Below are 23,460 nucleotides of genomic sequence, written 5' to 3'. Positions count from 1 at the left end.
CAGGCTCAGCATGGTGTTTTCCTGCGGTGCGTCAAGGACAGTCGCATGTCAGGGCGCGGCAAGGGCGGCCCGTAGAATCCGGGTTTTCCCCTCCAATCGCACCGAGAGAACCACCATGAGCCTGCACAACGTGACGCCCGGGGACAAGGCGCCCGAAGAGTTCAACGTGATCATCGAGATCCCGATGAACGGCGACCCGATCAAGTACGAGGTCGACCATGAATCGGGCGCGCTGTTCGTCGACCGCTTCATGTCGACGGCCATGCACTACCCGACCAACTACGGCTACGTGCCCAACACCCTGGCCGCCGACGGCGACCCGGTCGATGTGCTGGTGATCACCCCCGTGCCGCTGATCCCCGGCGTGGTGGTGACCTGCCGCGCGATCGGCATGCTGAAGATGGACGACGAGGCTGGCGGCGACAACAAGCTGATCGCGGTGCCCATCCAGAAGATCCTGCCGCTGTACAGCGGCTGGAACAAGCCGGAGGACCTGAACCCGATGCGCCTGAAGAGCATCCAGCACTTCTTCGAGCACTACAAGGACCTGGAGCCCGGCAAGTGGGTCAAGGTGACCGGCTGGGAAGGCCCCGAGGCGGCGAAGAAGGAAATCGTCGACGGCATGGCCGCCTACGACGCCGAGAAGGCCAAGAAGGCCTGATCAGCCCCTTCAGCGCCCTTGAACGGGCGCGGCCTTGCTGAGCGCCCTCAGGCGGGCGCGGCCTTGAAGGGGCTGTGCTCGCCGAGTTCATCGAGGTAGGCCTCGATGCCCCGGCCCTCTCGGCCGAGGTGATCGGCAATCGCCTCGGCAAAGCCCGTGTGGGCGATCCAGTGCGCCGAGCCGGTGGGCTCGGGCAGCAGGCCGCGGGCCATCTTGTGCTCGCCCTGGGCACCCCCCTCGAAGCGCTGGAAGCCCTGGTCGATGCACCACTCGAGCGGCCGGTAGTAGCAGGCGTCGAAGTGCAGGCAGGGCACCTGGGCCAGCGCGCCCCAGTGCCGGCCCCAGGCGATGCCGCGGGCGCGGTCGATGGCCAGCAGCGAGGCCGCGATCCGCGCCTCCCCCTGCGTGGCCACCACCATCAGCCAGTGCGCCGGCAGCGTGCGACCCACGCGCTGGAAGAAGGCCTCGTCCAGATAGGGCGCATGGCCGTGCGCCAGGTAGGTGGCGGTGTAGCAGCGGTGGAAGAAGGCCCAGTCCTCATCGCGGATCGCCGGGCCCTCCAGCACCTGCAGCGCCACGCCGGCCTGTGCCACACGCCGCTGTTCCTGCTGGATCTTCTTGCGCTTGTCGCGCTTCAGGTCGGCCAGGTAGGCGGGCCAGTCGGGCCAGCCCTCGCCGGGGCGGTTCTGCCAGTGGAACTGCACACCGTGGCGCGGCAGCCAGCGCGCGGCACCCGCGGCGGTCTGGTCCACCGCATCACCAAACAGCAGGTGCACGCCGGAGGCGTCTTCCTGCCGCGCCAGGGCCTGCAGCGCGGCCAGCAGCGCCTGTCGGGCGGCGCCGTCCTCGGCCAGCAGCCGGCTGCCGCGCACCGGCGTGAACGGCACCGCCACCACCAGCTTGGGGTAGTAGGGCAGGGCGTGGCGCTGATAGGCCTGGGCCCAGGCCCAGTCGAACACGTACTCGCCCCAGGAATGCGCCTTCAGCCAGGCCGGCGCCGCCGCCACCAGCCGCCCCTGACGGCGCAGCAGCACGAAGCGCGGTGCCCAGCCGGTGGCCGCGGCGGCACAGCCTCCGGCATGCAGCGCCAGCAGGAACTCATGGCGCATGAAGGGGGTGGGCTCGCTCTGCGCGGCCAGCAGCGTGTTCCAGGCATCGGCCGCAATGGCAGCAGGGTCGGCGCAGACCTCGATGGAATAATCGGCGCTGTCCACGTCATCCTTGTCCATGAGCACCTCCCAGGCCCCTGTCAGCGTTGCGCTGGCCCAGATCAATGCCACGGTCGGCGACCTGGCCGGCAACGCCCGCCTGCTGGCCGAAGCGGCCCGCAGCGCGCATGCCGCTGGGGCCCGGCTGGTGCTGGCGCCCGAACTGAGCCTGACCGGCTACCCGCCTGAGGACCTGCTGCTGCGCCCCGCCTTCATGGCCGCCTGCGAGCGCACGCTGCAGGCGCTGGCGATGGAGTTGTCCGATTGCGAGGGCCTTCATCTGGTGGTGGGTCATCCGAGTTCGTGGACCGAGGCCCATGGGCCCGCATCGCGCTCGTTCTCGCTGCCCCGGCGGTTCAATTCAGCCTCGGTCCTGGCCGGCGGCCAGGTGCTGGCGACCTACCACAAGCGCGAGTTGCCCAACTACCAGGTGTTTGACGAGCGACGCTACTTTGCCACCGGTCGAGAGGCCGGGCAGGGCGCGGTGGTGTTCGAGGTGCAGGGCCTGCGCTTTGGCCTGCTGATCTGCGAGGACGCCTGGTTCGATGAGCCGGCTGCCCTGGCGCGCGAGGCCGGCGCCCAGGTCCTGTGCGTGCTCAATGCCTCGCCCTTCCATGTCGAGAAGCACGACGAGCGCGAGGCCCGCATGGCCGAGCGCGCCCGCCAGGTGGGTCTGCCGCTGCTGTACGCCCATCTGGTGGGCGGCCAGGATGAGGTGGTCTTTGACGGCGCTTCCTTCGCGGTGGACGCCACCGGGGTGGTGCGCGCCCGCGCGCCGTCCTTCGAGCCGGCGGTGTGGCCGCTGCAGGTGAGCGCCGACGGCCAGGTCAGGGGTGCGCTCGCCCCCATCCCGGGGCCCGAGGAGCAGGTCTGGCGCGCGCTCGTCGTGGGCGTGCGCGACTACCTGGGCAAGAACGGCTTTCCCGGGGCGATCATCGGCCTGTCGGGCGGGGTGGATTCGGCCCTGGTGCTGGCGGTGGCGGTGGATGCGCTGGGGGCTGAGCGGGTGCGGGCGGTGATGATGCCCTCGCCCTACACCGCCGACATCTCCTGGATCGATGCGCGTGACATGGCCGAGCGCCTGGGCGTGCGCTACGACGAGATCGGCATCACGCCGATGTTCGACGCCTTCAAGGCCTCGCTGGCTGGCCAGTTCGCCGGCCTGCCAGAGGACACCACCGAGGAGAACATCCAGGCGCGCATCCGCGGCACGCTGCTGATGGCCTTGTCCAACAAGACCGGTGCCATCGTGCTGACCACTGGCAACAAGAGCGAGATGGCCACTGGCTACTGCACGCTCTACGGCGACATGGCCGGCGGCTTCGCGGTGATCAAGGACGTTGCCAAGACCCTGGTCTACCGCCTGTGCGAATGGAAGAATCAGCAGCCGACGCACCGCGCCGACGGCAGCATCGGCCCGGTGATCCCCGAGCGCATCATCACCCGGGCGCCCTCGGCGGAACTGCGTCCCGACCAGACCGACCAGGACAGCCTGCCGCCCTACGAGGTGCTGGACGCCATCCTGGCGCGCTACATGGAGGACGACGAGCCGATCGAGGCGATCATTGCCGCAGGCTTCAATGCGGCCGACGTGGACAAGGTCACCCGGCTCATCAAGATCAACGAGTACAAGCGCCGTCAGGCGCCGATCGGCATCCGCATCACCCACCGCGCCTTCGGACGCGATTGGCGCTACCCGATCACCTCGAAGTTCCGTGCTTAAATCGCACCTGAGAACCCCCTTTGCCCGGAGTGCCCCATGAAGCAGATCACCGCCATCATCAAACCGTTCAAGCTCGAGGAAGTGCGTGAAGGGCTGGCCGAGGTGGGCGTGTCCGGTCTGACCGTCACCGAAGTCAAGGGCTTCGGCCGCCAGAAGGGCCATACCGAGCTCTACCGGGGCGCCGAGTACGTGGTCGACTTCCTGCCCAAGGTGAAGATCGAGGTGGTGGTCAAGGACGCCGATGTCGAGCGCTCGATCGAGGCCATCGTCAAGGCCGCCAAGACCGGCAAGATCGGCGACGGCAAGATCTTCGTCACGCCGGTGGAGCAGGTGGTGCGCATCCGCACCGGCGAAACCGACGAATCGGCGGTCTGAAGCCGGCCGCGGGTCAGGCGCCGCGGTAGTCGGCGGCCTGGCGCCGCGGTGACGCCGCCAGGCTGTCCAGCAGCCTGGCCGGCGTGCTGTCCAGGGCCAGCATGGCCATCTGGCTGTCGTCCATGAAACCCGCCGCGACGCTGCTGCGCAGGAAGCCCACCATCGGGGCCCAGAAGCCCTGCACCTCGAGCAGGCCCAGCGGCTTGTCGTGGTAGCCCAAGTGGCGCCAGCTCCACATCTCGAACAGCTCTTCAAACGTGCCGATGCCGCCGGGCAGGGCTACGAAGGCGTCGGCCTCTTCGGCCATGCGCATCTTGCGCTGGTGCATGTTCTGCACCACCACCAGTTCGGTCAGTCCGTGGTGCCCCACCTCGCGCTGCAGCAGGCGCTCGGGGATGACGCCCAGCACGGTGCCACCGGCGGCCAGCGTGGCGTCGGCCACCTCGCCCATCAGGCCGACATTGCCGCCGCCGTAGACCAGGCGCCAGCCGCGCTCGCCGATCGCCTGGCCCATCGCCCGGGCGGCCGTGGTGTATTCCGGCCGGACGCCGTGGCGCGAACCGCAATAGACGCAGACGCTGAACGGCCGCACGCCGCTCATGCCCACCTCTGCCACAGCGCGGCCGCCCAGATGCCGGCCGTCAGCAGCAGCGCCAGCATCACCGCGGCGCTGCCGAAGTCCTTGGCGCGGCCCGACAGTTCATGGTGCTCGAAGCCGATGCGGTCGATCGCCGCCTCGACGGCCGAGTTCAGCAACTCGACCACCATCACCAGCACCACCGAGCCGGCCAGCAGCGCCACCTCGACCCAGCTGCGGCCGACGTAGAAGGCCAGGGGCAGCAACACCACGGCCAGCCAGGTCTCCTGGCGGAAGGCGCTTTCGCCCTGGTAGGCCTGGCGCAGGCCAGCGGCCGAGTAGCCGGCAGCGTGCAGGATGCGGTCGAGGCCGGTGCGGCCCTTGTGCGGATTGCTCATCAGGCCCGGGATTGTGCCAGCGGGATCAGGTGCGGGCGGGGGGCGCCGGGCGCCAGTCGATCAGCCGGGTGCCACAGAGCACGTCGTGCCAGTACTGGCGCTCCGGGTGCAGGCGCGTCAGGCCCGCGTAGACCAGCGCCCACAGGGCCATCCAGCCGAAGATGGTGCCCGAGTCGGCCCAGTGCAGCGCCGCCGCCGAGGCCAGGGCCGGCAGGAACCAGACGTAGCTGGCCAGGTAGCGGGCCACTGCGCGACCCTGGCCCACCGGCTGGCCGTGGACGTCGACCAGGCGGATGTGCCAGGCGCGCATGGCCACCGTCTGGCCGCTGCGCGACCAGAACCAGCCGAAATAGATGCCCAGCACCAGGAACAGGAAGGCCTGCAGGGCCTCGCGGCCGCGCAGTGCATGGGTCTGGTGCGTCAGGGCGGAGAACAGGTAGCCCGCAATCATCACCACGCCGAACAGCAGCACGCCTTCGTAGACGAGGCAGGCAAGACGGCGTCGCAGCGACGGAGCCCGCTGCGTGGGCGAGGTATTCAGACTCACGGGGCAGACGCCGGGGCTTGTTCAGCGGGGGGCGGCGGGGTGGCGTCAGCCAGCTTGGGGGCCTTGGGGGCCGCTGGCGGCTTGGGCGGCAGCGGCTTGGGCAGCAGCGTGGTGCGGTCGACCATCTGCGGATTGACCTCGATCTTGGGCCGCGGCGCACTGGCCGCCGGCTTGACCGGTGGTGCCTGCGTGATCAGGCGCGTGGTCGCCCCCGGGCCGGCCTGCACCAGCGAGGGGCCGACCGCCCGCGGCGCCGGCGCCGGCGTTGGCGTGACGCTGTTGGCCTTGGCCGCCAGCGCGTCCACTGGCGCGCGCCGCAGCTGGCCCGCGGCGGTGGTTTGCGGTGCCGAGGCCGGCGCGGCCTGGCGCTGTGCCAGCGCCTGCTTGCGCTCGGGCGGCAGGGCCTGATAGGCCTCCCATTGGGCCTGGCGGTCCGGCGCCGGAATGGTCCGGGCCTGCTGGAAATTGATGCGCGCCTGGCCGCGCTGGGACGGCGTCATCCGGGCCCATTCGCTCATGCGCTGCTGCATGCGCTGCTGCTGGTCGGCGGACATCGACGGGTAGCGGGTGGCCAGTTCCAGCCATTTCTGACGCTGGGTGGCGTCCAGGCTGTTCCAGTCGCTCTTCAGCGGGGCCAGCACCTTTTGCTGGGACGCCTGCAGCGAGGCCCAGTCAGGGCTGGGCGAGAGCACCTGGGCCTGGGCCACCGGGGCCCCGACCAGGATGATGGCCAGCAGCAGGGGGCTCAGCCAGGCGACGGGAGTCAGCGAGCGGCTCCGGGGCATGTCACTCCTGGGGCGCACGCAGGAACTCGGCGAAGCCCGGGTCCGAATAGGCCTCGGGCGGCAGGTCGTCGGTCAGCAGCGCGGCGTCGACGTCGGCGGCGGCGCCGATCTGCACGCCGTCCTGCCAGGCATCGATGGCCACCAGGGCGCCCAGCAGCATCAGCAGCGGCAGCACCGACGCGATCCGCCCCCACCAGTCCGCCGGGTGACGACCCAGCATGGCTGCACCGGAGGCCGACAGGCCCACCACAGGCGCGGCAGCAGCGGTCACGGGCGCCGTGGCCAAGCGGCTGGCGCGGGCCCGCGCGAGCGCCTGCTCGCGCGAGATGCGCAGGCGTTCGGAAATGTCGTGGTCGGCACTGCTGCGCGTCTCGTTGAGCAGCGAAGCGATGCGCAGGCCGAACCGTGCCTCCAGGGCGGCCGAGGTCGGGTCTGCCGTCGTGCGGTCGATGAAGGTGGTCATGGTGCGATTCCCTTGGCTCTGAGCGATTTGGCCAACGCATGAACGGCTCGAGAGCAGTGCGTCTTGACACTGCCCTCCGAGCAGCCCATCACGGCAGCCGTCTCGGATACATCCAGTTCCTCCCAGTAACGTAGCAGAAAGGCTTCTCGTTGACGCGCCGGGAGTTGCTGCACTTCGCCATCAATGATATGCAAGATCTGTTCCCGTCCGAAGGTGTCGGCGGCGCTCTCGGCGCCCAGGGCGCCGTCCAGGCTTTCCAGGGCCTCCAGCAGATCGAAGTCCTCGTCCTCGGCATTGCCCTGGAACTCGGACATGTTCTGCATCACCGAGCGGCGCACCTTTTGCCGCCGGAACCAGTCCATCGTGGCGTTGGACAGGATGCGCTGGAACAGCATCGGGAATTCGGCCGGCGGTCGGTCGGCGTACTTCTCGGCCAGTCGGAACATCGCGTCCTGCACGATGTCGAGCGCGGCTTCCTCATCGCGCACCGTGAACAGGGTGCGCTTGAAGGCCCGCTTCTCGGTGCTCTTGAGGAAATCGGACAGTTCTTTGTCGGTGGCCAAGTGCCGGCGGGCACGCGTGGTGCCAATGCTGCGTTGTTACCGCATTATGCAATGTCCCCGCGTGTCTGGCCCGAGGGCCGCAAGCAATGCGATAATGCCGGGTTCGCGCATAGCGAAGAGATCTCCAGGGCGCCCCGACAGCGGGTGCCGCTCCCTTGTTGATCGCGCAGGTTCCAAGTCCGCCTCATGAGGGCGCGAGGAGGGGCACCGAAGGTTTTTCGTCAGAGAAATTCACAGAGGTTCGAAAATGAACATGTCTGCCGCGGAAGTCAAACGCGCCCCGATGGCGCAACCGCAAACCACTCCCCCCGCCACTCCTGCCGCCGAGCCCAACGGCTCGGAGATCCTCGTGCGCTGCCTGCAGGCCGAGGGTGTCAAGTACATCTGGGGCTACCCCGGTGGCTCGGTGCTCTACATCTACGACGCGCTGTACGGCCAGGACTCGATCCAGCACGTGCTGGTGCGCCATGAACAGGCCGCCGTGCACGCGGCCGACGGCTACGCCCGCGCCACCGGCGACGTCGGCGTGGCCCTGGTCACCTCGGGCCCGGGGGTCACGAATGCCGTCACCGGCATCGCCACCGCCTACATGGACTCGATCCCGATGGTCATCATCACGGGCCAGGTCCCCACGGCGGCGATCGGCCTGGATGCCTTCCAGGAATGCGACACCGTGGGCATCACCCGCCCGGTGGTCAAGCACAACTTCCTGGTCAAGGACGTGCGCGACCTGGCGGTGACCATCAAGAAGGCCTTCCACATCGCCCGCACCGGTCGCCCCGGCCCGGTGGTGATCGACATCCCCAAGGATGTGTCGCTGAAGACCGCGCCCTTCCACTACCCGGAGACGATCGAGATGCGGTCGTACAACCCGGTGAAGAAGGGCCACGGCGGCCAGATCCGCAAGGCGGTGCAGCTGCTGCTGCAGGCCAAGCGCCCCTACATCTACACCGGTGGCGGTGTGGTGCTGGGCAATGCCGCGCCCGAGCTGCGCGAGCTGTGCGACCTGCTGGGCTTCCCGGTCACCAACACGCTGATGGGCCTGGGGGCCACCGCGGCCTCCGACCCGAAGTTCCTGGGCATGCTGGGCATGCACGGCACCTACGAGGCCAACATGACCATGCAGCACTGCGATGTGCTGCTGGCCGTCGGTGCGCGCTTCGACGACCGCGTGATCGGCAACCCCAAGCACTTCTCGCAGGTCGAGCGCAAGATCATCCACGTCGACATCGACCCCTCGTCGATCTCCAAGCGCGTGAAGGTCGACATTCCCATCGTCGGCGACGTCAAGGATGTGCTGCAGGAGCTGATCGCCCAGGTGCGTGAAGCGCAGGCGCGGCCCGACAAGGCGGTGATCTCGGCCTGGTGGGGCCAGATCAACGAGTGGCGCAAGCGCGAGTGCCTGAAGTACAAGCCCGGCACCGACGTCATCAAGCCCCAGCACGTGGTGCAGACCCTGGCCGAGCTCACCCGCGGCCAGGACTGCTACATCACCTCCGACGTTGGCCAGCACCAGATGTGGGCCGCGCAGTTCTACGGTTTCGAGGAGCCGCGCCGCTGGATCAACTCCGGCGGCCTGGGCACGATGGGCGTGGGCCTGCCCTATGCGATGGGCATCAAGCTGGCCAAGCCGGATTCGGACGTCTTCTGCATCACCGGCGAAGGCTCGATCCAAATGTGCATCCAGGAGCTGTCCACCTGCCAGCAGTACAAGACGCCGGTCAAGGTGATCTCGCTGAACAACCGCTACCTGGGCATGGTGCGGCAGTGGCAGGAGCTGATCTACGACAAGCGCTACGCCCACAGCTACATGGACGCGCTGCCCGATTTCGTCAAGCTGGCCGAGGCCTATGGCCATGTCGGCATCAAGATCGAGAAGCCCTCCGAGGTCGAGCCCGCGCTCAAGGAGATGATCCGCCTGAAGGACCGCACCGTCTTCCTGGATGTGCGCACCGATCCCACCGAGAACGTCTGGCCGATGGTGCAGGCCGGCGCCGGCATCACCGAGATGCTGCTGGGGTCCGAGGACCTGTGATCGCCTGAGGCCAGCCGGCCGCGGCGGGTGACCGCCCGCTGCGGCGCTGCTGGCCGATGCGATCCGGCGACCGGACCGACCATGACACCGTAACGATCGACAGGCGTGGCCAAGGGCCGGCGGTTACCGCCGACGGTCTGAAGAGCGCGCCAGGAGTTGAAACCATGAAACACATCATCGCCGTGCTGCTCGAGAACGAGCCCGGCGCCCTCTCGCGCGTGGTGGCCCTGTTCTCCGCCCGCGGCTACAACATCGAGAGCCTGACCGTGGCGCCCACCGAGGACGCTTCGCTCTCGCGCATGACCATCGTCACCACCGGCTCGGACGAGGTGATCGAGCAGATCACCAAGCACCTCAACCGTCTGGTTGACGTGGTCAAGGTGGTCGACCTCACCGAGGGCCAGTACACCGAGCGCGAGCTCATGCTGATCAAGGTCCGCGCGGTGGGCAAGGAACGCGAGGAGATGAAGCGCATGGCCGACATCTTCCGTGGCCGCATCATCGACGTGACCGAGAAGAGCTACACGATCGAGCTCACCGGCGACGCGGGCAAGCTCGATGCCTTCATCGAGGCCATCGACCGCACCGCCATTCTTGAAACCGTGCGCACCGGCTCCAGCGGGATCGGTCGCGGCGAGCGCATCCTGCGCGTGTAGTGTCCACCCCCGCGGCGCGGGGCCACGCGGTGGCCCGTGCGCCGGCCCCCCGAGGGGGCGGGAATCTGTCTTGGGGCGGCCCGGCGACAGATTCCCCAACAGCCCCCCGCCCCGAACATCTGAAACTTCCCGGAGAAAGCACCATGAAGGTCTACTACGACAAGGACACCGACATCTCCCTGATCAAGGGCAAGAACGTCACCATCATCGGCTACGGCTCGCAAGGTCATGCCCACGCCCAGAACCTGAACGAGTCGGGCGTCAAGGTCACGGTTGGCCTGCGCAAGGGCGGTGCGTCCTGGGCCAAGGCCGAAGGCGCCGGCCTGAAGGTCGCCGAGATCGCCGACGCCGTGAAGACCGCCGACGTGGTCATGATCCTGCTGCCCGACGAGCAGATCGCCGATGTCTACCGCAAGGACGTCGAGCCGAACATCAAGGCCGGCGCCTCGCTGGTCTTCGCCCACGGCTTCAATGTGCACTACGGCCAGGTCCAGCCGCGCGCCGACCTGGACGTGTGGATGGTCGCCCCCAAGGCCCCGGGCCACACCGTGCGCAACACCTACCGCCAGGGTGGCGGCGTGCCGCACCTGATCGCCGTCTACCAGGACACCACCGGCAAGGCGCGTGACCTGGCGCTGAGCTACGCCGCGGCCAACGGCGGCGGCAAGGCCGGCATCATCGAGACCAGCTTCCGCGAGGAGACCGAAACCGACCTGTTCGGCGAGCAGGCCGTGCTGTGCGGCGGTACCGTCGAGCTGATCAAGGCCGGTTTCGAGACGCTGGTGGAAGCCGGCTATGCGCCTGAGATGGCCTACTTCGAGTGCCTGCACGAGCTCAAGCTGATCGTCGACCTGATCTACGAAGGCGGCATCGGCAACATGAACTACTCGATCTCGAACAACGCCGAGTACGGCGAGTACGTGACCGGCCCGCGCGTGGTGACCGAAGACACCAAGAACGCGATGCGCCAGTGCCTGAAGGACATCCAGACCGGCGAATACGCCAAGTCCTTCATCCTGGAGAACAAGGCTGGCGCGCCGACGCTGATCTCGCGCCGCCGCCTGACCGAGGAGCACCAGATCGAGGTCGTCGGCGCCAAGCTGCGCGACATGATGCCCTGGATCAAGGCCAACAAGCTCGTGGACAAGAGCCGGAACTGATGCCTGCTGCGGCGTCCGCGCCGCAAGCACTTTCCCCGACAAGGCCGCCCCGTGGGCGGCCTTGTGCTTGAGGCCCTGAGTTATCCTCACGACCATGACTGAACCCGTGAACGACGACCTCGACGACGAGCCCGCGGAGCCCGTGCGCCCGCGCCGCCGGGGCATCTACATACTGCCCAACCTGTTCACGCTGGGTGCGCTGTTCGGCGGCTTCTACGCCATCGTGATGGCGATGAACGGCCGCTTCGAGAATGCCTGCATCGGCATCTTCTGCGCCGCCGTGCTCGACAGCCTGGACGGCCGCGTCGCGCGCATGACCAACACCCAGAGTGCCTTCGGCGAGCAGATGGACAGCCTGTCGGACATGGTCAGCTTCGGCGCCGCGCCGGCGCTGATCGTCTACGAGTGGGCGCTCAAGGGCCTGGGCAAGGCCGGCTGGATCGCCGCCTTCGTCTATTGCGCCTGCGCGGCGCTGCGCCTGGCGCGCTTCAACACCAACATCGGCGTGGTCGACAAGCGCTACTTCCAGGGCCTGCCCAGCCCGGCGGCGGCGGCCATCGTGATCGGCTTCATCTGGGTGCTGGACGACGCCGGCTACAAGGGCGTGTCGGTGCTGCCGGTGCTGCCCTGGGTGGCCTTCTCGGTGGCGCTGTACGCGGGCCTGACGATGGTCACCAACGTGCCGTTCTACAGCTTCAAGGATGTGAGCTTCAAGCGCAGCGTGCCCTTCATCGTGATCGTCGCGATCGCGCTGGGCATCGCGGTGATCAACATCCACCCGCCTGCGGTGTTGTTCGGCCTGTTCTGCGTCTACGGCCTGTCGGGCTACGTGATCTACGCGATGCGCAAGGCCAAGGGCAAGCCCGTCAGCGTGATCGCCACCTCCACCGACGAGCCCGACGAGCGCGGCTTGCACTGAGCCCGCGCCTGCGTGCTATATTCCGGCCCATGTCTTCGATCGCCACCTCCTCGCTGCTGCTAGCGCTGCTAGGCACCCGCCGGGCGCGCTGATCGAATTCGTCCGTACCTCACCCGTACCTCCTCCCCGATCAACGGCCCGCCATGCGCACGCAGCGGGCCGTTTTTCTTTGTCCAACGTTTCCCCACCGCAACCGAAGAGCCTCCCATGTCCGACAAGCTGATCATCTTCGACACCACCTTGCGTGACGGCGAGCAATCGCCCGGCGCCTCGATGACCAAGGACGAGAAGCTGCGCATCGCGCGGCAGCTCGAGCGGCTGCGCGTCGATGTGATCGAAGCCGGCTTCGCCGCCTCGTCCAACGGCGACTTCGACGCTGTCAAGACGATCGCCGACCACATCAAGGACTCCACCGTCTGCTCGCTGTCGCGTGCCAACGACCGCGACATCAGCCGCGCCGCCGAGGCGCTGGCCGGCGCCAACCGGGGCCGCATCCACACCTTCATCGCCACCAGCCCGCTGCACATGGAGAAGAAGCTGCGGATGACGCCCGAGCAGGTGTTCGAGCAGGCCAGGCAGGCGGTGCGCTTCGCGCGCAACCTGTGCGGTGACATCGAGTTCAGCGCCGAGGACGGCTACCGCTCCGACATGGACTTCCTGGCGCGCGTGGTCGAGGCCGTGATCGCCGAAGGTGCCACCACGATCAACATCCCCGACACCGTGGGCTACGCCATTCCCGAGCTCTACGGCCAGTTCATCCGCACGCTGCGCGAGAAGGTGCCCAACTCCGACAAGGCGATCTGGTCGGTGCACTGCCACAACGACCTGGGCATGGCGGTGGCCAACTCGCTGGCCGGCGTGAAGATCGGTGGCGCGCGCCAGGTGGAGTGCACGATCAACGGCCTGGGCGAACGTGCGGGCAACTGCTCGCTGGAAGAGGTGGTGATGGCGGTGCGCACGCGCCGCGACCACTTCGGCCTGGAGGTGGGCATCGACACCAGCCAGATCGTGCCGGCCAGCCGCATGGTCAGCCAGACCACCGGCTTCGTGGTGCAGCCCAACAAGGCGGTGGTGGGCGCCAATGCCTTCGCGCATGCCAGCGGCATCCACCAGGACGGCGTGCTCAAGGCGCGCGACACCTACGAGATCATGCGCGCCGAGGACGTGGGCTGGTCGGCCAACAAGATCGTGCTGGGCAAGCTCTCGGGCCGCAACGCCTTCAAGCAGCGCCTGCAGGAACTGGGCATCGAGATGGAGTCCGAGGCCGAGATCAACGCTGCGTTCGCCCGCTTCAAGGACCTGGCCGACCGCAAGAGCGAGATCTTCGACGAGGACATCATCGCCCTGGTGGGTGACGAGAGCGTGACCTCGGAGCAGGAGCACTACCGCCTGGTGGCGCTGAGCCAGCGCTCGGAGACCGGTGAGCGGCCGCACGCCAAGGTCAGCTTCTTCGTCGGCGCCAAGGAGGTGACCAGCGAGGCCGACGGCAACGGCCCGGTCGACGCCAGCCTGAAGGCGATCGAAGCCCATGTGCAAAGTGGCGCCGAGATGCTGCTCTATTCGGTCAATGCGATCACCTCGGGCAGCACAGAATCGCAGGGCGAGGTGACGTTCCGGCTGCAGCATGGGGGCCGGGTGGTCAACGGCGTCGGTTCGGATCCGGACATCGTGGTGGCGTCTGCCAAGGCCTATCTGGCCGCCCTGAACAAGCTGCAGGGCAACGTGGAGCGCACCTCGGCCCAGTGGTGAACCGGCGGCGGCGCCCCAAGGCGCCGGCCGCTACTTTAGGAAAGACACGCAAGTTTTTGATCTTGCGTGTCTTTTTGGTTTCCAATAGACTCTGTTCTCGCAGGCCCCGATCTCCAGCCCCGACACCGGTTGCGATACATGTTGAATTCGAAGTTGCGCGTGTTTTCTCTCGCCTGGCTGGCCGCGCTGGCCCTGGCGGTGTCAGGGGTGTCAGCGTCCGCCGCGGTTCGCAAACCGGCAGCGGCGCCCGCCAAGGTCAGCAAGACGGCCAAGCCGGTGCGGGCCGCTGCGGCGCCTGCCACGGCCACGCGCGCCAAGGCCCGTCCGGTCGCGGCGCGCCGCCCGGTGGCGGTTCGCGCCGAGGTGCCGGCCAAGCCGTCCTTCGGCCAGCTCTACGGCCTGCATGAATCCGACGATCCGCTGGACCTGCGCTCCAGCGTGGCCTTCGTGATGGACCAGGACACCAACGAGGTACTGCTCAGCAAGAACCCCGACGCGGTCCTGCCAATCGCCTCGATCACCAAGCTGATGACCGCGATGGTCGTCACCGAGGCCCGGCTGTCGATGGACGAGACGCTGACCATCTCGGACGACGACGTCGACACCGAGAAGGGCACCCGCTCCCGGCTGGTGGTAGGCACACAGCTCACCCGTGGCGAGATGCTGCACCTGGCGCTGATGTCCTCCGAGAACCGCGCGGCCCATGCGCTGGGCCGCAGCTACCCCGGCGGCCTGCAGGCCTTCGTTGCGGCGATGAACGCCAAGGCCCGTGCGCTGGGCATGCATGACACCCGCTACGTCGAGCCCACCGGCCTGTCCAGCTCCAACCAGTCCAGCGCGCGCGATCTGGCCACGCTGGTCAAGGCGGCCTACCAGGTGTCGCTGATCCGCGAGTTGTCCACCTCGCCGGAGTACCAGGTGTCGCTGGGCCGCCGCCAGCTGCAGTTCCACACCACCAATCGCCTGGTCAAGAGCCCCGAGTGGGACATCGGGCTGCAGAAGACCGGCTACATCAGCGAGGCCGGCCAGTGCCTGGTCATGCAGGCCCGTCTGGCGGGCCGCAAGCTGATCATGGTGCTGCTGGATTCCGCCGGCAAGTACTCGCGCATCGGCGACGCCGAGCGCATCCGCCGCTGGCTGACCGGCGCGCCCGACCAGGTGTCGGCGCATCCGGTGGCCGCTGGTCGCAGCGCCGGCTGAGCGCACCCAGGCCGCTGACCGGCTCGTTCCGCTCGTTCCTGCAGAGGCTGTTGCAAGCCCTGTCAGGCGCGCCAGGCCGCGACGCGGCGCTCAGATCGCCACACGCGCCTGCGAGGTCCTGTCCAGGCGGCTTCTGCGCAGCCCCGCCTCAGGGCGAGGGCGTCGGGCCCCGGAAACCCAGCGAGGCCGAGATCTGCGCCGCGGTCGCCTTGACCCGATCGACCCAGGCTTCCTCGATCCGGTCGGCAGGCGAGGAGATCGACAGTCCGGCCACCAGCTTGCCCTGGTCGTCGAAGATGCCGGCGGCCATGCAGCGCACGCCCAGTTCCAGCTCCTCGTCATCGCGCGCCAGCGTCTCGCGACGCACCCGGACCAGCTCGCGCTCCAGCGAGGGCAGGTCGGTCAGGCTGTTGCGGGTGTGGCCGGCCAGGCCGGTGCGGGTGGCGTAGGCGCGCACCCGTTGCGGATCGTCCCAGGCCAGGAAGAGCTTGCCCACCGAGGTCAGGTGCAGCGGCGCCCGGCCGCCGACCGCGCGCACCACCTGCATGCCTGAGCGTTCGCTGTAGGTGCGCTCGATGTAGACAATCTCGTCGCCCTGGCGCACCGACAGGTTCACCGGCTGGTGCGTCAGCTTGTGCAACTCGCGCATCGGCCCCAGTGCGGCGTCGCGCACGTCCAAGCGCGCCTTGACCAGGTTGCCCAGTTCCAGCAGCCGCATGCCCAGCCGGTAGCTGCCGGCCTCGGGGCGGTCGACGAATCGACCCACGGCCAGGTCGTTCAGGATGCGGTGGGCGGTCGACGGGTGCAGGCCGGTGCGCTCGCTGAGTTCCTTCAGGGGCACCGGGTCCTGGTGGGCGGCCAGTTCGTCGAGCAGCGAGAACGCGCGGGCCAGCACCTGGATGCTGGGGGACTGGTTGTCTTTGCGGGTCATGGTGCGGCGATCACGGGGTTGACCCTATTTTGCATGGCGAAACGCCGATTTCGTCAAGTGGATGGAGATTTCATGCCCAGCACCTGGCCCGCGCCGGATGCCGCCACGGCCAGCGCCACCTGCCGGCCAGTGCGCACCGCGCCCTCCAGCGTGGCGGGGTAAGGGCCCTCGACATAGTCGCCCGCCGCCCACAGGCTCGGCGCGACCCGGGCCGCGGGGCGCGCCAGGCCCGGTGTGCAGGCGAAGGTGGCGCGCTTCTCGATGCGCACGCTGCGCAGGCGGGCGTCCGGGCCGAAGCAGCGCTGCCAATGGGCCAGCAGCGCCTGGCCTGCGGCGGCGGCACCCTGGGCCGCCAGGTCGGCCGCACCGCTGGCCACCAGCGTGAAGCAACCGGGCGGGCCTCCCAGCGCCGAGAGGTCGAACGCAAACTGCGCCGGCCCGTCACTCAGGCGCAGCATCGGCGCCGTCCAGCGGGCGGGTGGGGCGTCGATCCAGGCGGTGGCGATCGGCTGGTAGCGGATCGCCAGGGCCTGGCGGCTCCAGTGCGGCGCCAGGGGGTGCACCAGCCGCGCTGCCTCGGTGGCGCTGCAGGCCAGCACGACCTGGTCCACCGGCGGCAGATCGTCGACTTGCCAGCCTGCGCCCGGCGCGGGGCGCAGTTGCCGCACCGGACGGCGAGGATGCCAGGCCACGCCGCGCTGCATCAGCCAGGCCAGTGCTGGCCGGGGGAACAGCGCGTCCAGTGGCGCGCGCGGCAGCAGCAGGTCGGCGCTGCCCGGACCGCCGAACAAGGCGTCGCGCAGCACCGTGAGCATCACCTGGGCGCTGGCCTGCGGCGCTGGCGTGTTCAGCGCGGCCACGCACAGCGGCTCCAGCAGGGCCTGGTAGACCGATGGCGGGCAGCCCTGGGCAAATTCCTGCACGCTCTGGTCCGGTTCGCAGCGAAAGCCGCCCAGGCGCCAGCCCAGCGCCAGCCGCAGCAGCGCCAGGCGGTCCGGCCAGGGGCAGTCCTGCCAGCGCAGCACGCCCAGGGCGAAGGCCACCGTCGCCGGACCCCCGCCCAGCGCCAGACCGCGGCCCTGGGGGTCGCGCAGCGAGAGCCGGGTGCGCAGCAGCACCGCGTCGGGATCGACCCCCACCCGGCGCATCATCGCCAGGGTGTCGCGGTAGGCGCCGATCAGGATGTGCTGGCCGTTGTCCTGCTGGGGCAGCGTGGTGGACGGCGTCGAGCGGGCCCGTCCACCGGGTTGGGCGGCCATGTCGATCAGCGTGACGGCGTGACCGGCGTCGACCAGTTCGACCGCCGCGGCCAGCCCGGCCCAGCCGGCGCCGACCACGGCCACGCGCTGCGGTGCCGTGGTCAGCGGCCCTGCCATTGGGTGCGTGCGGCGATCCACAGCTTGCGCAGCGGCGTCAGCGAGATGCGCTGGTGCAGCACCTGGAAGCCGCCACGCTCGACCTCGTCGAGCAGGGCGCGGTAGATGTTGGCCATCATCAGGCCGGGGCGCTGTGCGGCGCGGTCCGCCTCCGGCAACAGCGCCAGGGCCTCGGCGTACAGGCTGCGAGCGCGCTCGGCCTGGAAGCGCATCAGCGCCTGGAAGCGCTCGCTGTAGCCCCAGGGCGACTGGCGCATCAGCAGCTCATGCGCCTTGACGTCAAAGCGCTGCAGTTCGTCAATCGGCAGGTAGATGCGGCCGCGGCGCGCATCGTCGCCGACATCGCGGATGATGTTGGTCAGCTGCATCGCCAGGCCCAGGCGGTGGGCGTACGGCGTGGTCTGCGGGTCGGTCTGGCCGAAGATCGACGCCGCCACCTCGCCCACCACGCCGGCCACCAGGTGGCAGTACTGGGCCAGGTTGGCGAAGTCCAGGAAACGGTTCTGATCCAGGTCGGTCTGGCAGCCGTGGATCACTGCCTGGAGATGCTCGGCACGGATGCCGTAGGTGGGCGCCAGCGGCATCAGTGCCTGCATCACCGGGTGGCTGGGCTGGCCGGCGTAGGCGCGGGCCACTTCCTGGCGCCACCAGGCCAGCTTGGTGGCCGCGACGCTGGGCTCGACCATGTCGTCCACCACATCATCCACCTCGCGGCAGAAAGCGTAGAAGGCGGTGATGGCGGCGCGGCGCTCGGGTGGCAGGAACAGGAAGGCGTAGTAGAAGGACGAGCCGCTGGAGGCGGCCTTGTCCTGGACGTATTGCTGAGGCGTCATGTCGAGCTCCGGCGCATGCGCAGAGCGGCCCAGCCGATGGCCAGCCAGTCGGCGCCCCGCAGCTGGGGCCGGGTCTGGAACGAGTGCGGGTTCATGCGGCGGATTGTCGCCAGAACGCGCAGGCCGCCTTGGACCACCGCGCGCAGCTCCCAGCCCATCCGGCCCGGCAGCTGGTGCACCAGCGGCGCGCCCTGGCGCATCAGGCCCTCGGTCCAGTCGAGCAGATCGGCGAGCAGCGCGGCTTCGGCCCGGCCTGGCACCTGGCCCGCCAGCAGCGCGGCGCGGTCCACGCCATGGCGGGCGCAATCCTCGGCGGTCAGGTAGCAGCGGCCGCGGGGGTGATCGACGCTGAAGTCCTGCCAGAAGTTGATCAGCTGCAGTGCGGTGCAAATGGCGTCCGAGCGCCGCAGCGCCAGCGGGTCGTGCAGGCCGTAAAGGTGCAGCAGCAGGCGGCCGATCGGGTTGGCCGAGCGGCGGCAGTAGTCCAGCAGCTGGGCGCGGCTGTCATACAGCGGGTTGCCGCAGTCCTGGCGGAAGGCATCGAGCAGGTCTTCAAGAAGCGGCTGGGGCAGGGCGTGTCGCTGCTGTTCGCGCACCAGGGTGGCCAGCATGGCGGACCAGCGGGGGTCGGCCGGTTCGCCGCGCAGGCTGGCGTGCCAGCTCGCGCGCAGCTGCTGCAGCAGTGCACGGCGCTGTTCCGGGCTGGCGCTGCCTTCGTCGGCCAGGTCGTCGGCGGTGCGCGCGAAGTGGTAGATCGCGGTGATCGGCGGGCGCAGCGCGGGCGGGCACAACCAGGAGGCGACGGGGAAGTTTTCGTAGTGATCGACGCTCACCCCGCGATTGTCGGTGCACAGATCGCCCGTCTGGCGGTTGACGCCGATCAGTGCTCTTCGTATATTACTGACCAGTCAGTCATTAATCGAGATCCATCGATGGCCGCCATCCCCGTCCGCACCGTGCTCCTCGCCCTTGTGGCCGCCACCATGCTCACCGCCTGCCAGCCCAAGGCCCCGGCGCCCGAGCCGGAACGCGCGGTGCGCCTGTTCCGGGTGGGCGAGTCGGGCACACCGCCCGGGCAAGTGTTCGCCGCCGAGATCCGCGCGCGCACCGAGACCGTGTTGTCCTTCCGCGTGCCCGGCCGCCTGGACAGCCGGCTGGTGGACAACGGCCAGGCCGTGAAGGCAGGCCAGGTGCTGGCTCGGCTGGACCCGGCCGACCTGCAACTGGCCCAGCAGGCGGCAGACGCCGGCGTGCTGGCCGCCAGGACCAACCTGGACCAGCTGGAGGCCGACCTGCAGCGCTACCGCGACCTGCGCGCCCAAGGCTTCGTCGGCCCAGCCGAGCTGGACCGGCGCGAAGCCGCCGCCAAGGCTGCCCGTGCCCAGTGGGAGCAGGCCCGTGCCTCGGCCCAGGCCCAGGGCCGCCAGACCGGCTACACCACGCTGGTGGCCCCGGCCGCCGGCGTGATCACCGGCGTGCTGGCCGAGCCGGGCCAGGTGCTGGCCGCTGGCACGCCGCTGCTGCGCCTGGCCCAGGATGGGCCGCGCGATGTGGTGTTCAGCGTGCCGGAGGGCCGCATCGAGGCCCTGCGCGCCCTGCGCGGCCGCCCCGATGCGCTGCTGATGCAGCTGTGGGGCCGGACGGAAGAGATCCCGGTCACCCTGCGGGAGGTGGCGGCGGCCGCCGACCCGGTGACCCGCACCTTCCAGGTCAAGGCCGATCTGGGCCGCGCCAACGTGCCGCTGGGCCAGACCGCCCAGGTGCGGCTGGTCAGCGCCGGCACGACCCGCGGCTGGCGGCTGCCCTTGGGTGCCGTTTTCGCCCATGAGGCGGGCAGCGCCGTCTGGATCTTCGATCGCACCGCCTCGGTGATCCGGCTGCGCCCGGTGGAACTGGCCGGTGCCGACGGCAACTGGGCCCTGGTGGTGGGCGGCCTGAAGGAAGGCGAAGAGGTGGTCAGCGCCGGTACCCACCTGCTGGCGGCCGGCCAGAAGGTCAAGCCCTGGCTGCCGCCGGGCACCTCGGCTGCCGCTTCGGGGAGCCGCTGATGAGTGCCGGACAGGGCGGAGCCGGCGGCGGCTTCAACATCTCGCGCTGGGCGCTGGAACATGCGCCGCTGACCCGCTACCTGATGGTGGTGCTGATGCTGCTGGGCGTGGCCGCCTACCTGCAGCTGGGCCAGGACGAGGACCCCCCCTTCACCTTCCGGGCGATGGTGGTGCAGGCCTACTGGCCGGGCGCCAGCGCCCAGCAGGTGGCCGAGCAAGTGACCGACAAGATCGAGCGCACGCTGCAGGAGGTGCCGCACAGCGACATCATCCGCAGCTTCACCAAACCCGGCGAGTCGCTGACCATCCTGCAATTGAAGGACTCGTCGCCGGCGGCGGATGTGTCCGACACCTGGTACCAGGTGCGCAAGAAGATCGGCGACATGCGCGGCACGCTGCCGCAGGGCGTGGTCGGCCCCTTCTTCAATGACGAGTTCGGCGACGTCTACGGCTCGATCTACGCCCTGGCCGGCGATGGCTTCACACCGGAAGAGCTGCGCCAGTTCGCCGAGCGCGTGCGGGGCGAGCTGCTGCGCGTGCGCGACGTGGCCAAGGTCGAGCTGTTCGGCGTGCAGGCCGAAAAGCTGTTCATCGAGCTCTCGCACAAGCGGGTGGCGACCCTGGGCCTGGACATGAACCAGGTGCTGGCCCAGCTGTCGGCGCAGAACGCGGTGGAGAGCTCGGGCGTGCTCAATGCGGGCACCGAGAACCTGCAGGTCCGCGTGGCCGGCCAGCTGCGCACGGTCGATGACCTGCGGGCGCTGCCGATCCGCGGCGTCAACCCGACCACCGGCCAGGCCAGTTCGCTGCGCCTGGGCGACATCGCCGAGATCCGCCGCGGCTATGCCGATCCGCCGAGTGTGATGGTGCGCCACCAGGGCCGCCAGGTGGTGGCGCTGGGCGTGGCCATGGCCAAGGGCGGCGACATCATCGCCATGGGCAAGGCGCTGCGCGCCAAGGTCGAGGCCATCCAGGCCGAGCTGCCGGTGGGCGTGGAGCTGTCGCAGGTGCAGGACCAGCCCAAGGCGGTGAGCCAGTCGGTGGGTGAATTCATCCGCGTGCTGGTGGAGGCGGTGGTGGTGGTGCTGGCGGTCAGCTTCATCAGCCTGGGTCTGCACTTCAAGCCGCTGCGCATCGACATCTGGCCCGGTCTGGTGGTGGCGATCACCATCCCGCTGGTGCTGGCGATCACCTTCGTGACGATGTTCTACTGGGGCGTCGGGCTGCACAAGATCTCGCTGGGCTCGCTGATCATCGCGCTGGGCCTGCTGGTCGACGACGCGATCATCGCGGTCGAGATGATGGTGCGCAAGCTGGAAGAAGGCTACGACCGGATGCGTGCCGCGACCTATGCCTACGAGGCCACGTCGATGCCCATGCTCACCGGCACGCTGATCACCGCTGCCGGCTTCCTGCCGATCGGCATGGCCAAGTCCACGGTGGGCGAGTACACCTTCGCGATCTTCGCCGTCACCTCGGCCGCGCTGCTGATCTCGTGGGTGGTGTCGGTGTACTTCGTGCCCTACCTGGGCGCCTGGCTGCTGAAGACCCGCCAGGGCCACGAGGGTGAGGTCCATGAGTTGTTCGACACGCCGTTCTACCAGCGCTTTCGCACGCTGGTGACCTGGTGCGTGGAGCACCGCTGGAAGACCATCGCCATCACCCTGGCGATCTTCGCGTTGGGCCTGGTCGGCATGGGCCGGGTGCAGCAGCAGTTCTTCCCCGATTCCAGCCGGCCCGAGATCCTGGTCGACCTGTGGCTGCCCGAGGGCTCGACGATCCAGCAGAGCGAGCTGCTGGCGCACCGCTTCGAGCAGCGCATGGCCAAGGAGGCGGGCGTGGCCACGGTCACGGCCTGGGTGGGCAGCGGCGTGCCGCGCTTCTACCTGCCGCTGGACCAGGTGTTCCCGCAGGCCAACGTGAGCCAGTTCATCGTCCTGCCCAAGGACCTGACGGCGCGCGAGGAGCTGCGCCTGCGCCTGCCGCAATTGCTGGCCAGCGAATTCCCCGAGGCCCGCGGCCGCGTCAAGCTGCTGCCCAACGGCCCGCCGGTGCCGTACCCGGTGCAGTTCCGCGTGGTGGGCCCCGACATGTCGTCGGTGCGCCAGTGGGGCACCGAGGCGCGCGCCGTGCTGCAGTCTCATCCCAGCATGCGGGGTGTCAACGACAACTGGAACGAACCCGTCAAGGCGCTGCGCCTGGAAGTGGACCAGGACAAGGCGCGTGCCCTAGGTGTCAGCAGCCAGTCGATCGCCCAGGCGGCGCGCGTGCTGCTGTCGGGCAGCACGGTCGGCCAGTTCCGCGAAGGCGACCGGCTGATCGACATCGTGCTGCGCCAGCCGGCTGACGAGCGCGACACCATCACCGCGCTGGGCAACGCCTACGTGCCCACGTCCAGCGGCCGCTCGGTGCCGCTGAACCAGGTGGCCACCGCGCGATTCGGCTGGGAGCCCGGCGTGCTGTGGCGCGAGGGCCGGCTCTACGCGGTGACGGTGCAGGGCGACGTGGTCGAGGGCGTGCAGGGCGCGACCGTCACCAACGAGGTCTGGCCGAAGATGCAGGCGCTGGCGCAGCGCATGCCGCCGGGCATGCACATCGAGGTGGCCGGTGCGGTGGCCGAGAGCCAGAAGGGCCAGGGCTCGATCGCCGCCGGCGTGCCGGTGATGGGCTTCATCATGCTGACCCTGCTGATGCTGCAGCTGCAGAGCTTCGGCCGCGCGATGCTGGTGGTGCTGACCGCGCCGCTGGGCATTGCCGGCGTGGCGGGCGCGCTGCTGCTGCTGAACCGGCCCTTCGGCTTCGTCGCCTTGCTGGGCTTCATCGCCTTGCTGGGCATGATCATGCGCAACTCGGTGATCCTGATCGATCAGATCGAACAGGACCGCCGCGCCGGGGTGGCGGCGGCCAAGGCCATCGTCGAGTCGGCGGTGCGCCGCTTCCGGCCGATCGTGCTGACCGCGGCGGCGGCGATGCTGGCGATGATCCCGCTCTCGCGCAGCCTTTTCTGGGGGCCGATGGCGGTGGCCATCATGGGTGGATTGCTGGTGGCCACGGTGCTGACGCTGCTGGCGCTGCCGGCCATGTATGCGGCCTGGTTCCGCATTGAGAGGCCGTCGGCGCCGGAAACGCCCGCGGGACGATAGAATCCACGGTTTACCGGTTCGCAGGGGCCGGGACGACCAGGGCAGGGTGCCCCGGGTCGTCCAGGCCCCGCACTGCCGTACAAGGAGCGCCCGTGGGATGGCCTGACCGC

General features: G+C 69.2%; 22 protein-coding genes. 11 read left to right on the top strand and 11 right to left on the bottom strand.

Translation table 11 applies throughout. The features are described from left to right. Positions 1 to 115: 115 nt before the first annotated feature. Positions 116 to 661 carry an inorganic diphosphatase gene (ppa, locus tag KAK07_RS04165; protein WP_210802375.1) on the top strand — a complete coding sequence of 182 codons (546 nt, stop codon included), beginning with the start codon at positions 116 to 118 and terminating at the stop codon, positions 659 to 661. Between the two features lie 47 nt (positions 662 to 708). On the opposite strand, the gene KAK07_RS04160 is transcribed toward ppa, so the two are convergent. Beyond that, positions 709 to 1,890, bottom strand: a complete 1,182-nt coding sequence (locus KAK07_RS04160) for a GNAT family N-acetyltransferase (RefSeq protein WP_210855128.1) — start codon at positions 1,888 to 1,890, stop codon at positions 709 to 711. Between KAK07_RS04160 and KAK07_RS04155 the strand changes: the two genes are divergently transcribed. After that, entirely contained in the window at positions 1,889 to 3,592 is a 1,704-nt protein-coding gene (locus tag KAK07_RS04155; protein WP_210855130.1) for an NAD+ synthase, read from the top strand. The genes KAK07_RS04160 and KAK07_RS04155 overlap by 2 nt on opposite strands. Before the next feature lie 36 nt (positions 3,593 to 3,628). Further along, positions 3,629 to 3,967, top strand: coding sequence for a P-II family nitrogen regulator (locus KAK07_RS04150; protein ID WP_210855132.1), 339 nt, complete (start codon positions 3,629 to 3,631; stop codon positions 3,965 to 3,967). A gap of 13 nt (positions 3,968 to 3,980) precedes the next feature. Here the strand turns inward: KAK07_RS04150 and KAK07_RS04145 are convergent, their stop codons facing one another. From KAK07_RS04145 to KAK07_RS04120, 6 genes are read right to left on the bottom strand one after another with little or no spacing between them, the layout of a single operon-like run. After that, positions 3,981 to 4,568: an LOG family protein gene (locus KAK07_RS04145; RefSeq protein WP_210855133.1), complete on the bottom strand. Its 588-nt coding sequence runs from the start codon at positions 4,566 to 4,568 to the stop codon at positions 3,981 to 3,983. Next, a complete protein-coding gene (locus tag KAK07_RS04140; RefSeq protein WP_210855135.1) occupies positions 4,565 to 4,942 on the bottom strand; it encodes a diacylglycerol kinase in 378 nt (125 codons plus the stop codon). Before KAK07_RS04140 ends, KAK07_RS04145 begins: the two co-directional genes overlap by 4 nt. 25 nt (positions 4,943 to 4,967) lie before the next feature. Continuing rightward, on the bottom strand, positions 4,968 to 5,489 hold the full coding sequence (locus tag KAK07_RS04135) for an RDD family protein (RefSeq protein WP_210855137.1): 522 nt from the start codon (positions 5,487 to 5,489) through the stop codon (positions 4,968 to 4,970). Next, positions 5,486 to 6,274: a DUF3106 domain-containing protein gene (locus KAK07_RS04130; RefSeq protein WP_210855139.1), complete on the bottom strand. Its 789-nt coding sequence runs from the start codon at positions 6,272 to 6,274 to the stop codon at positions 5,486 to 5,488. Before KAK07_RS04130 ends, KAK07_RS04135 begins: the two co-directional genes overlap by 4 nt. A 1-nt stretch (position 6,275) precedes the next feature. Next, positions 6,276 to 6,737 carry a DUF3619 family protein gene (locus KAK07_RS04125; protein ID WP_210855141.1) on the bottom strand — a complete coding sequence of 154 codons (462 nt, stop codon included), beginning with the start codon at positions 6,735 to 6,737 and terminating at the stop codon, positions 6,276 to 6,278. Then, positions 6,734 to 7,300, bottom strand: coding sequence for an RNA polymerase sigma factor (locus KAK07_RS04120; RefSeq protein WP_210855143.1), 567 nt, complete (start codon positions 7,298 to 7,300; stop codon positions 6,734 to 6,736). The genes KAK07_RS04125 and KAK07_RS04120 overlap by 4 nt, the downstream gene beginning before the upstream one ends. Positions 7,301 to 7,547: 247 nt before the next feature. Here KAK07_RS04120 and KAK07_RS04115 point away from each other — a divergent pair, with 247 nt between their 5' ends. From KAK07_RS04115 to pbpG, 6 genes are all read left to right on the top strand, one after another. Continuing rightward, the gene (locus KAK07_RS04115; RefSeq protein WP_210855145.1) at positions 7,548 to 9,335 is read left to right on the top strand and encodes an acetolactate synthase 3 catalytic subunit; all 1,788 of its coding nucleotides are present in this window, start codon (positions 7,548 to 7,550) and stop codon (positions 9,333 to 9,335) included. Between the two features lie 164 nt (positions 9,336 to 9,499). Further along, positions 9,500 to 9,991 carry an acetolactate synthase small subunit gene (ilvN, locus tag KAK07_RS04110; RefSeq protein WP_210802386.1) on the top strand — a complete coding sequence of 164 codons (492 nt, stop codon included), beginning with the start codon at positions 9,500 to 9,502 and terminating at the stop codon, positions 9,989 to 9,991. Between the two features lie 143 nt (positions 9,992 to 10,134). Continuing rightward, on the top strand, positions 10,135 to 11,151 hold the full coding sequence (ilvC, locus tag KAK07_RS04105; protein WP_210855147.1) for a ketol-acid reductoisomerase: 1,017 nt from the start codon (positions 10,135 to 10,137) through the stop codon (positions 11,149 to 11,151). A gap of 94 nt (positions 11,152 to 11,245) precedes the next feature. Further along, on the top strand, positions 11,246 to 12,070 hold the full coding sequence (pssA, locus tag KAK07_RS04100; protein ID WP_210855149.1) for a CDP-diacylglycerol--serine O-phosphatidyltransferase: 825 nt from the start codon (positions 11,246 to 11,248) through the stop codon (positions 12,068 to 12,070). A gap of 207 nt (positions 12,071 to 12,277) precedes the next feature. Further along, a complete protein-coding gene (locus KAK07_RS04095) occupies positions 12,278 to 13,819 on the top strand; it encodes a 2-isopropylmalate synthase (RefSeq protein ID WP_210855151.1) in 1,542 nt (513 codons plus the stop codon). Positions 13,820 to 13,957: 138 nt separating this feature from the next. Continuing rightward, positions 13,958 to 15,019: a D-alanyl-D-alanine endopeptidase gene (gene pbpG, locus KAK07_RS04090; protein ID WP_210855153.1), complete on the top strand. Its 1,062-nt coding sequence runs from the start codon at positions 13,958 to 13,960 to the stop codon at positions 15,017 to 15,019. Positions 15,020 to 15,167: 148 nt separating this feature from the next. Here pbpG and KAK07_RS04085 read toward each other — a convergent pair whose 3' ends face one another. The 4 genes from KAK07_RS04085 to hpnC are packed head-to-tail and all read right to left on the bottom strand — an operon-like array spanning position 15,168 to position 18,992. After that, positions 15,168 to 15,950, bottom strand: a complete 783-nt coding sequence (locus KAK07_RS04085) for an IclR family transcriptional regulator (RefSeq protein WP_210802391.1) — start codon at positions 15,948 to 15,950, stop codon at positions 15,168 to 15,170. Between the two features lie 53 nt (positions 15,951 to 16,003). Further along, on the bottom strand, positions 16,004 to 17,326 hold the full coding sequence (gene hpnE, locus KAK07_RS04080; RefSeq protein ID WP_210855156.1) for a hydroxysqualene dehydroxylase HpnE: 1,323 nt from the start codon (positions 17,324 to 17,326) through the stop codon (positions 16,004 to 16,006). Continuing rightward, entirely contained in the window at positions 17,311 to 18,159 is an 849-nt protein-coding gene (gene hpnD, locus KAK07_RS04075; protein WP_210855158.1) for a presqualene diphosphate synthase HpnD, read from the bottom strand. Before hpnD ends, hpnE begins: the two co-directional genes overlap by 16 nt. Continuing rightward, positions 18,156 to 18,992, bottom strand: coding sequence for a squalene synthase HpnC (gene hpnC, locus KAK07_RS04070; RefSeq protein ID WP_210855160.1), 837 nt, complete (start codon positions 18,990 to 18,992; stop codon positions 18,156 to 18,158). Before hpnC ends, hpnD begins: the two co-directional genes overlap by 4 nt. A gap of 123 nt (positions 18,993 to 19,115) precedes the next feature. Here hpnC and KAK07_RS04065 point away from each other — a divergent pair, with 123 nt between their 5' ends. Together KAK07_RS04065 and KAK07_RS04060 are read left to right on the top strand one after the other, a co-directional pair. Then, positions 19,116 to 20,207 carry an efflux RND transporter periplasmic adaptor subunit gene (locus KAK07_RS04065; protein ID WP_310740696.1) on the top strand — a complete coding sequence of 364 codons (1,092 nt, stop codon included), beginning with the start codon at positions 19,116 to 19,118 and terminating at the stop codon, positions 20,205 to 20,207. Next, a complete protein-coding gene (locus KAK07_RS04060) occupies positions 20,207 to 23,350 on the top strand; it encodes an efflux RND transporter permease subunit (protein WP_210855165.1) in 3,144 nt (1,047 codons plus the stop codon). Before KAK07_RS04065 ends, KAK07_RS04060 begins: the two co-directional genes overlap by 1 nt. Positions 23,351 to 23,460 lie beyond the last annotated feature (110 nt).

The sequence above is a fragment of the Ideonella alba genome, from assembly GCF_018069875.1.
GTDB lineage: Bacteria > Pseudomonadota > Gammaproteobacteria > Burkholderiales > Burkholderiaceae_C > Ideonella > Ideonella alba.
This window is presented reverse-complemented; position numbering and strand designations above follow the sequence as displayed.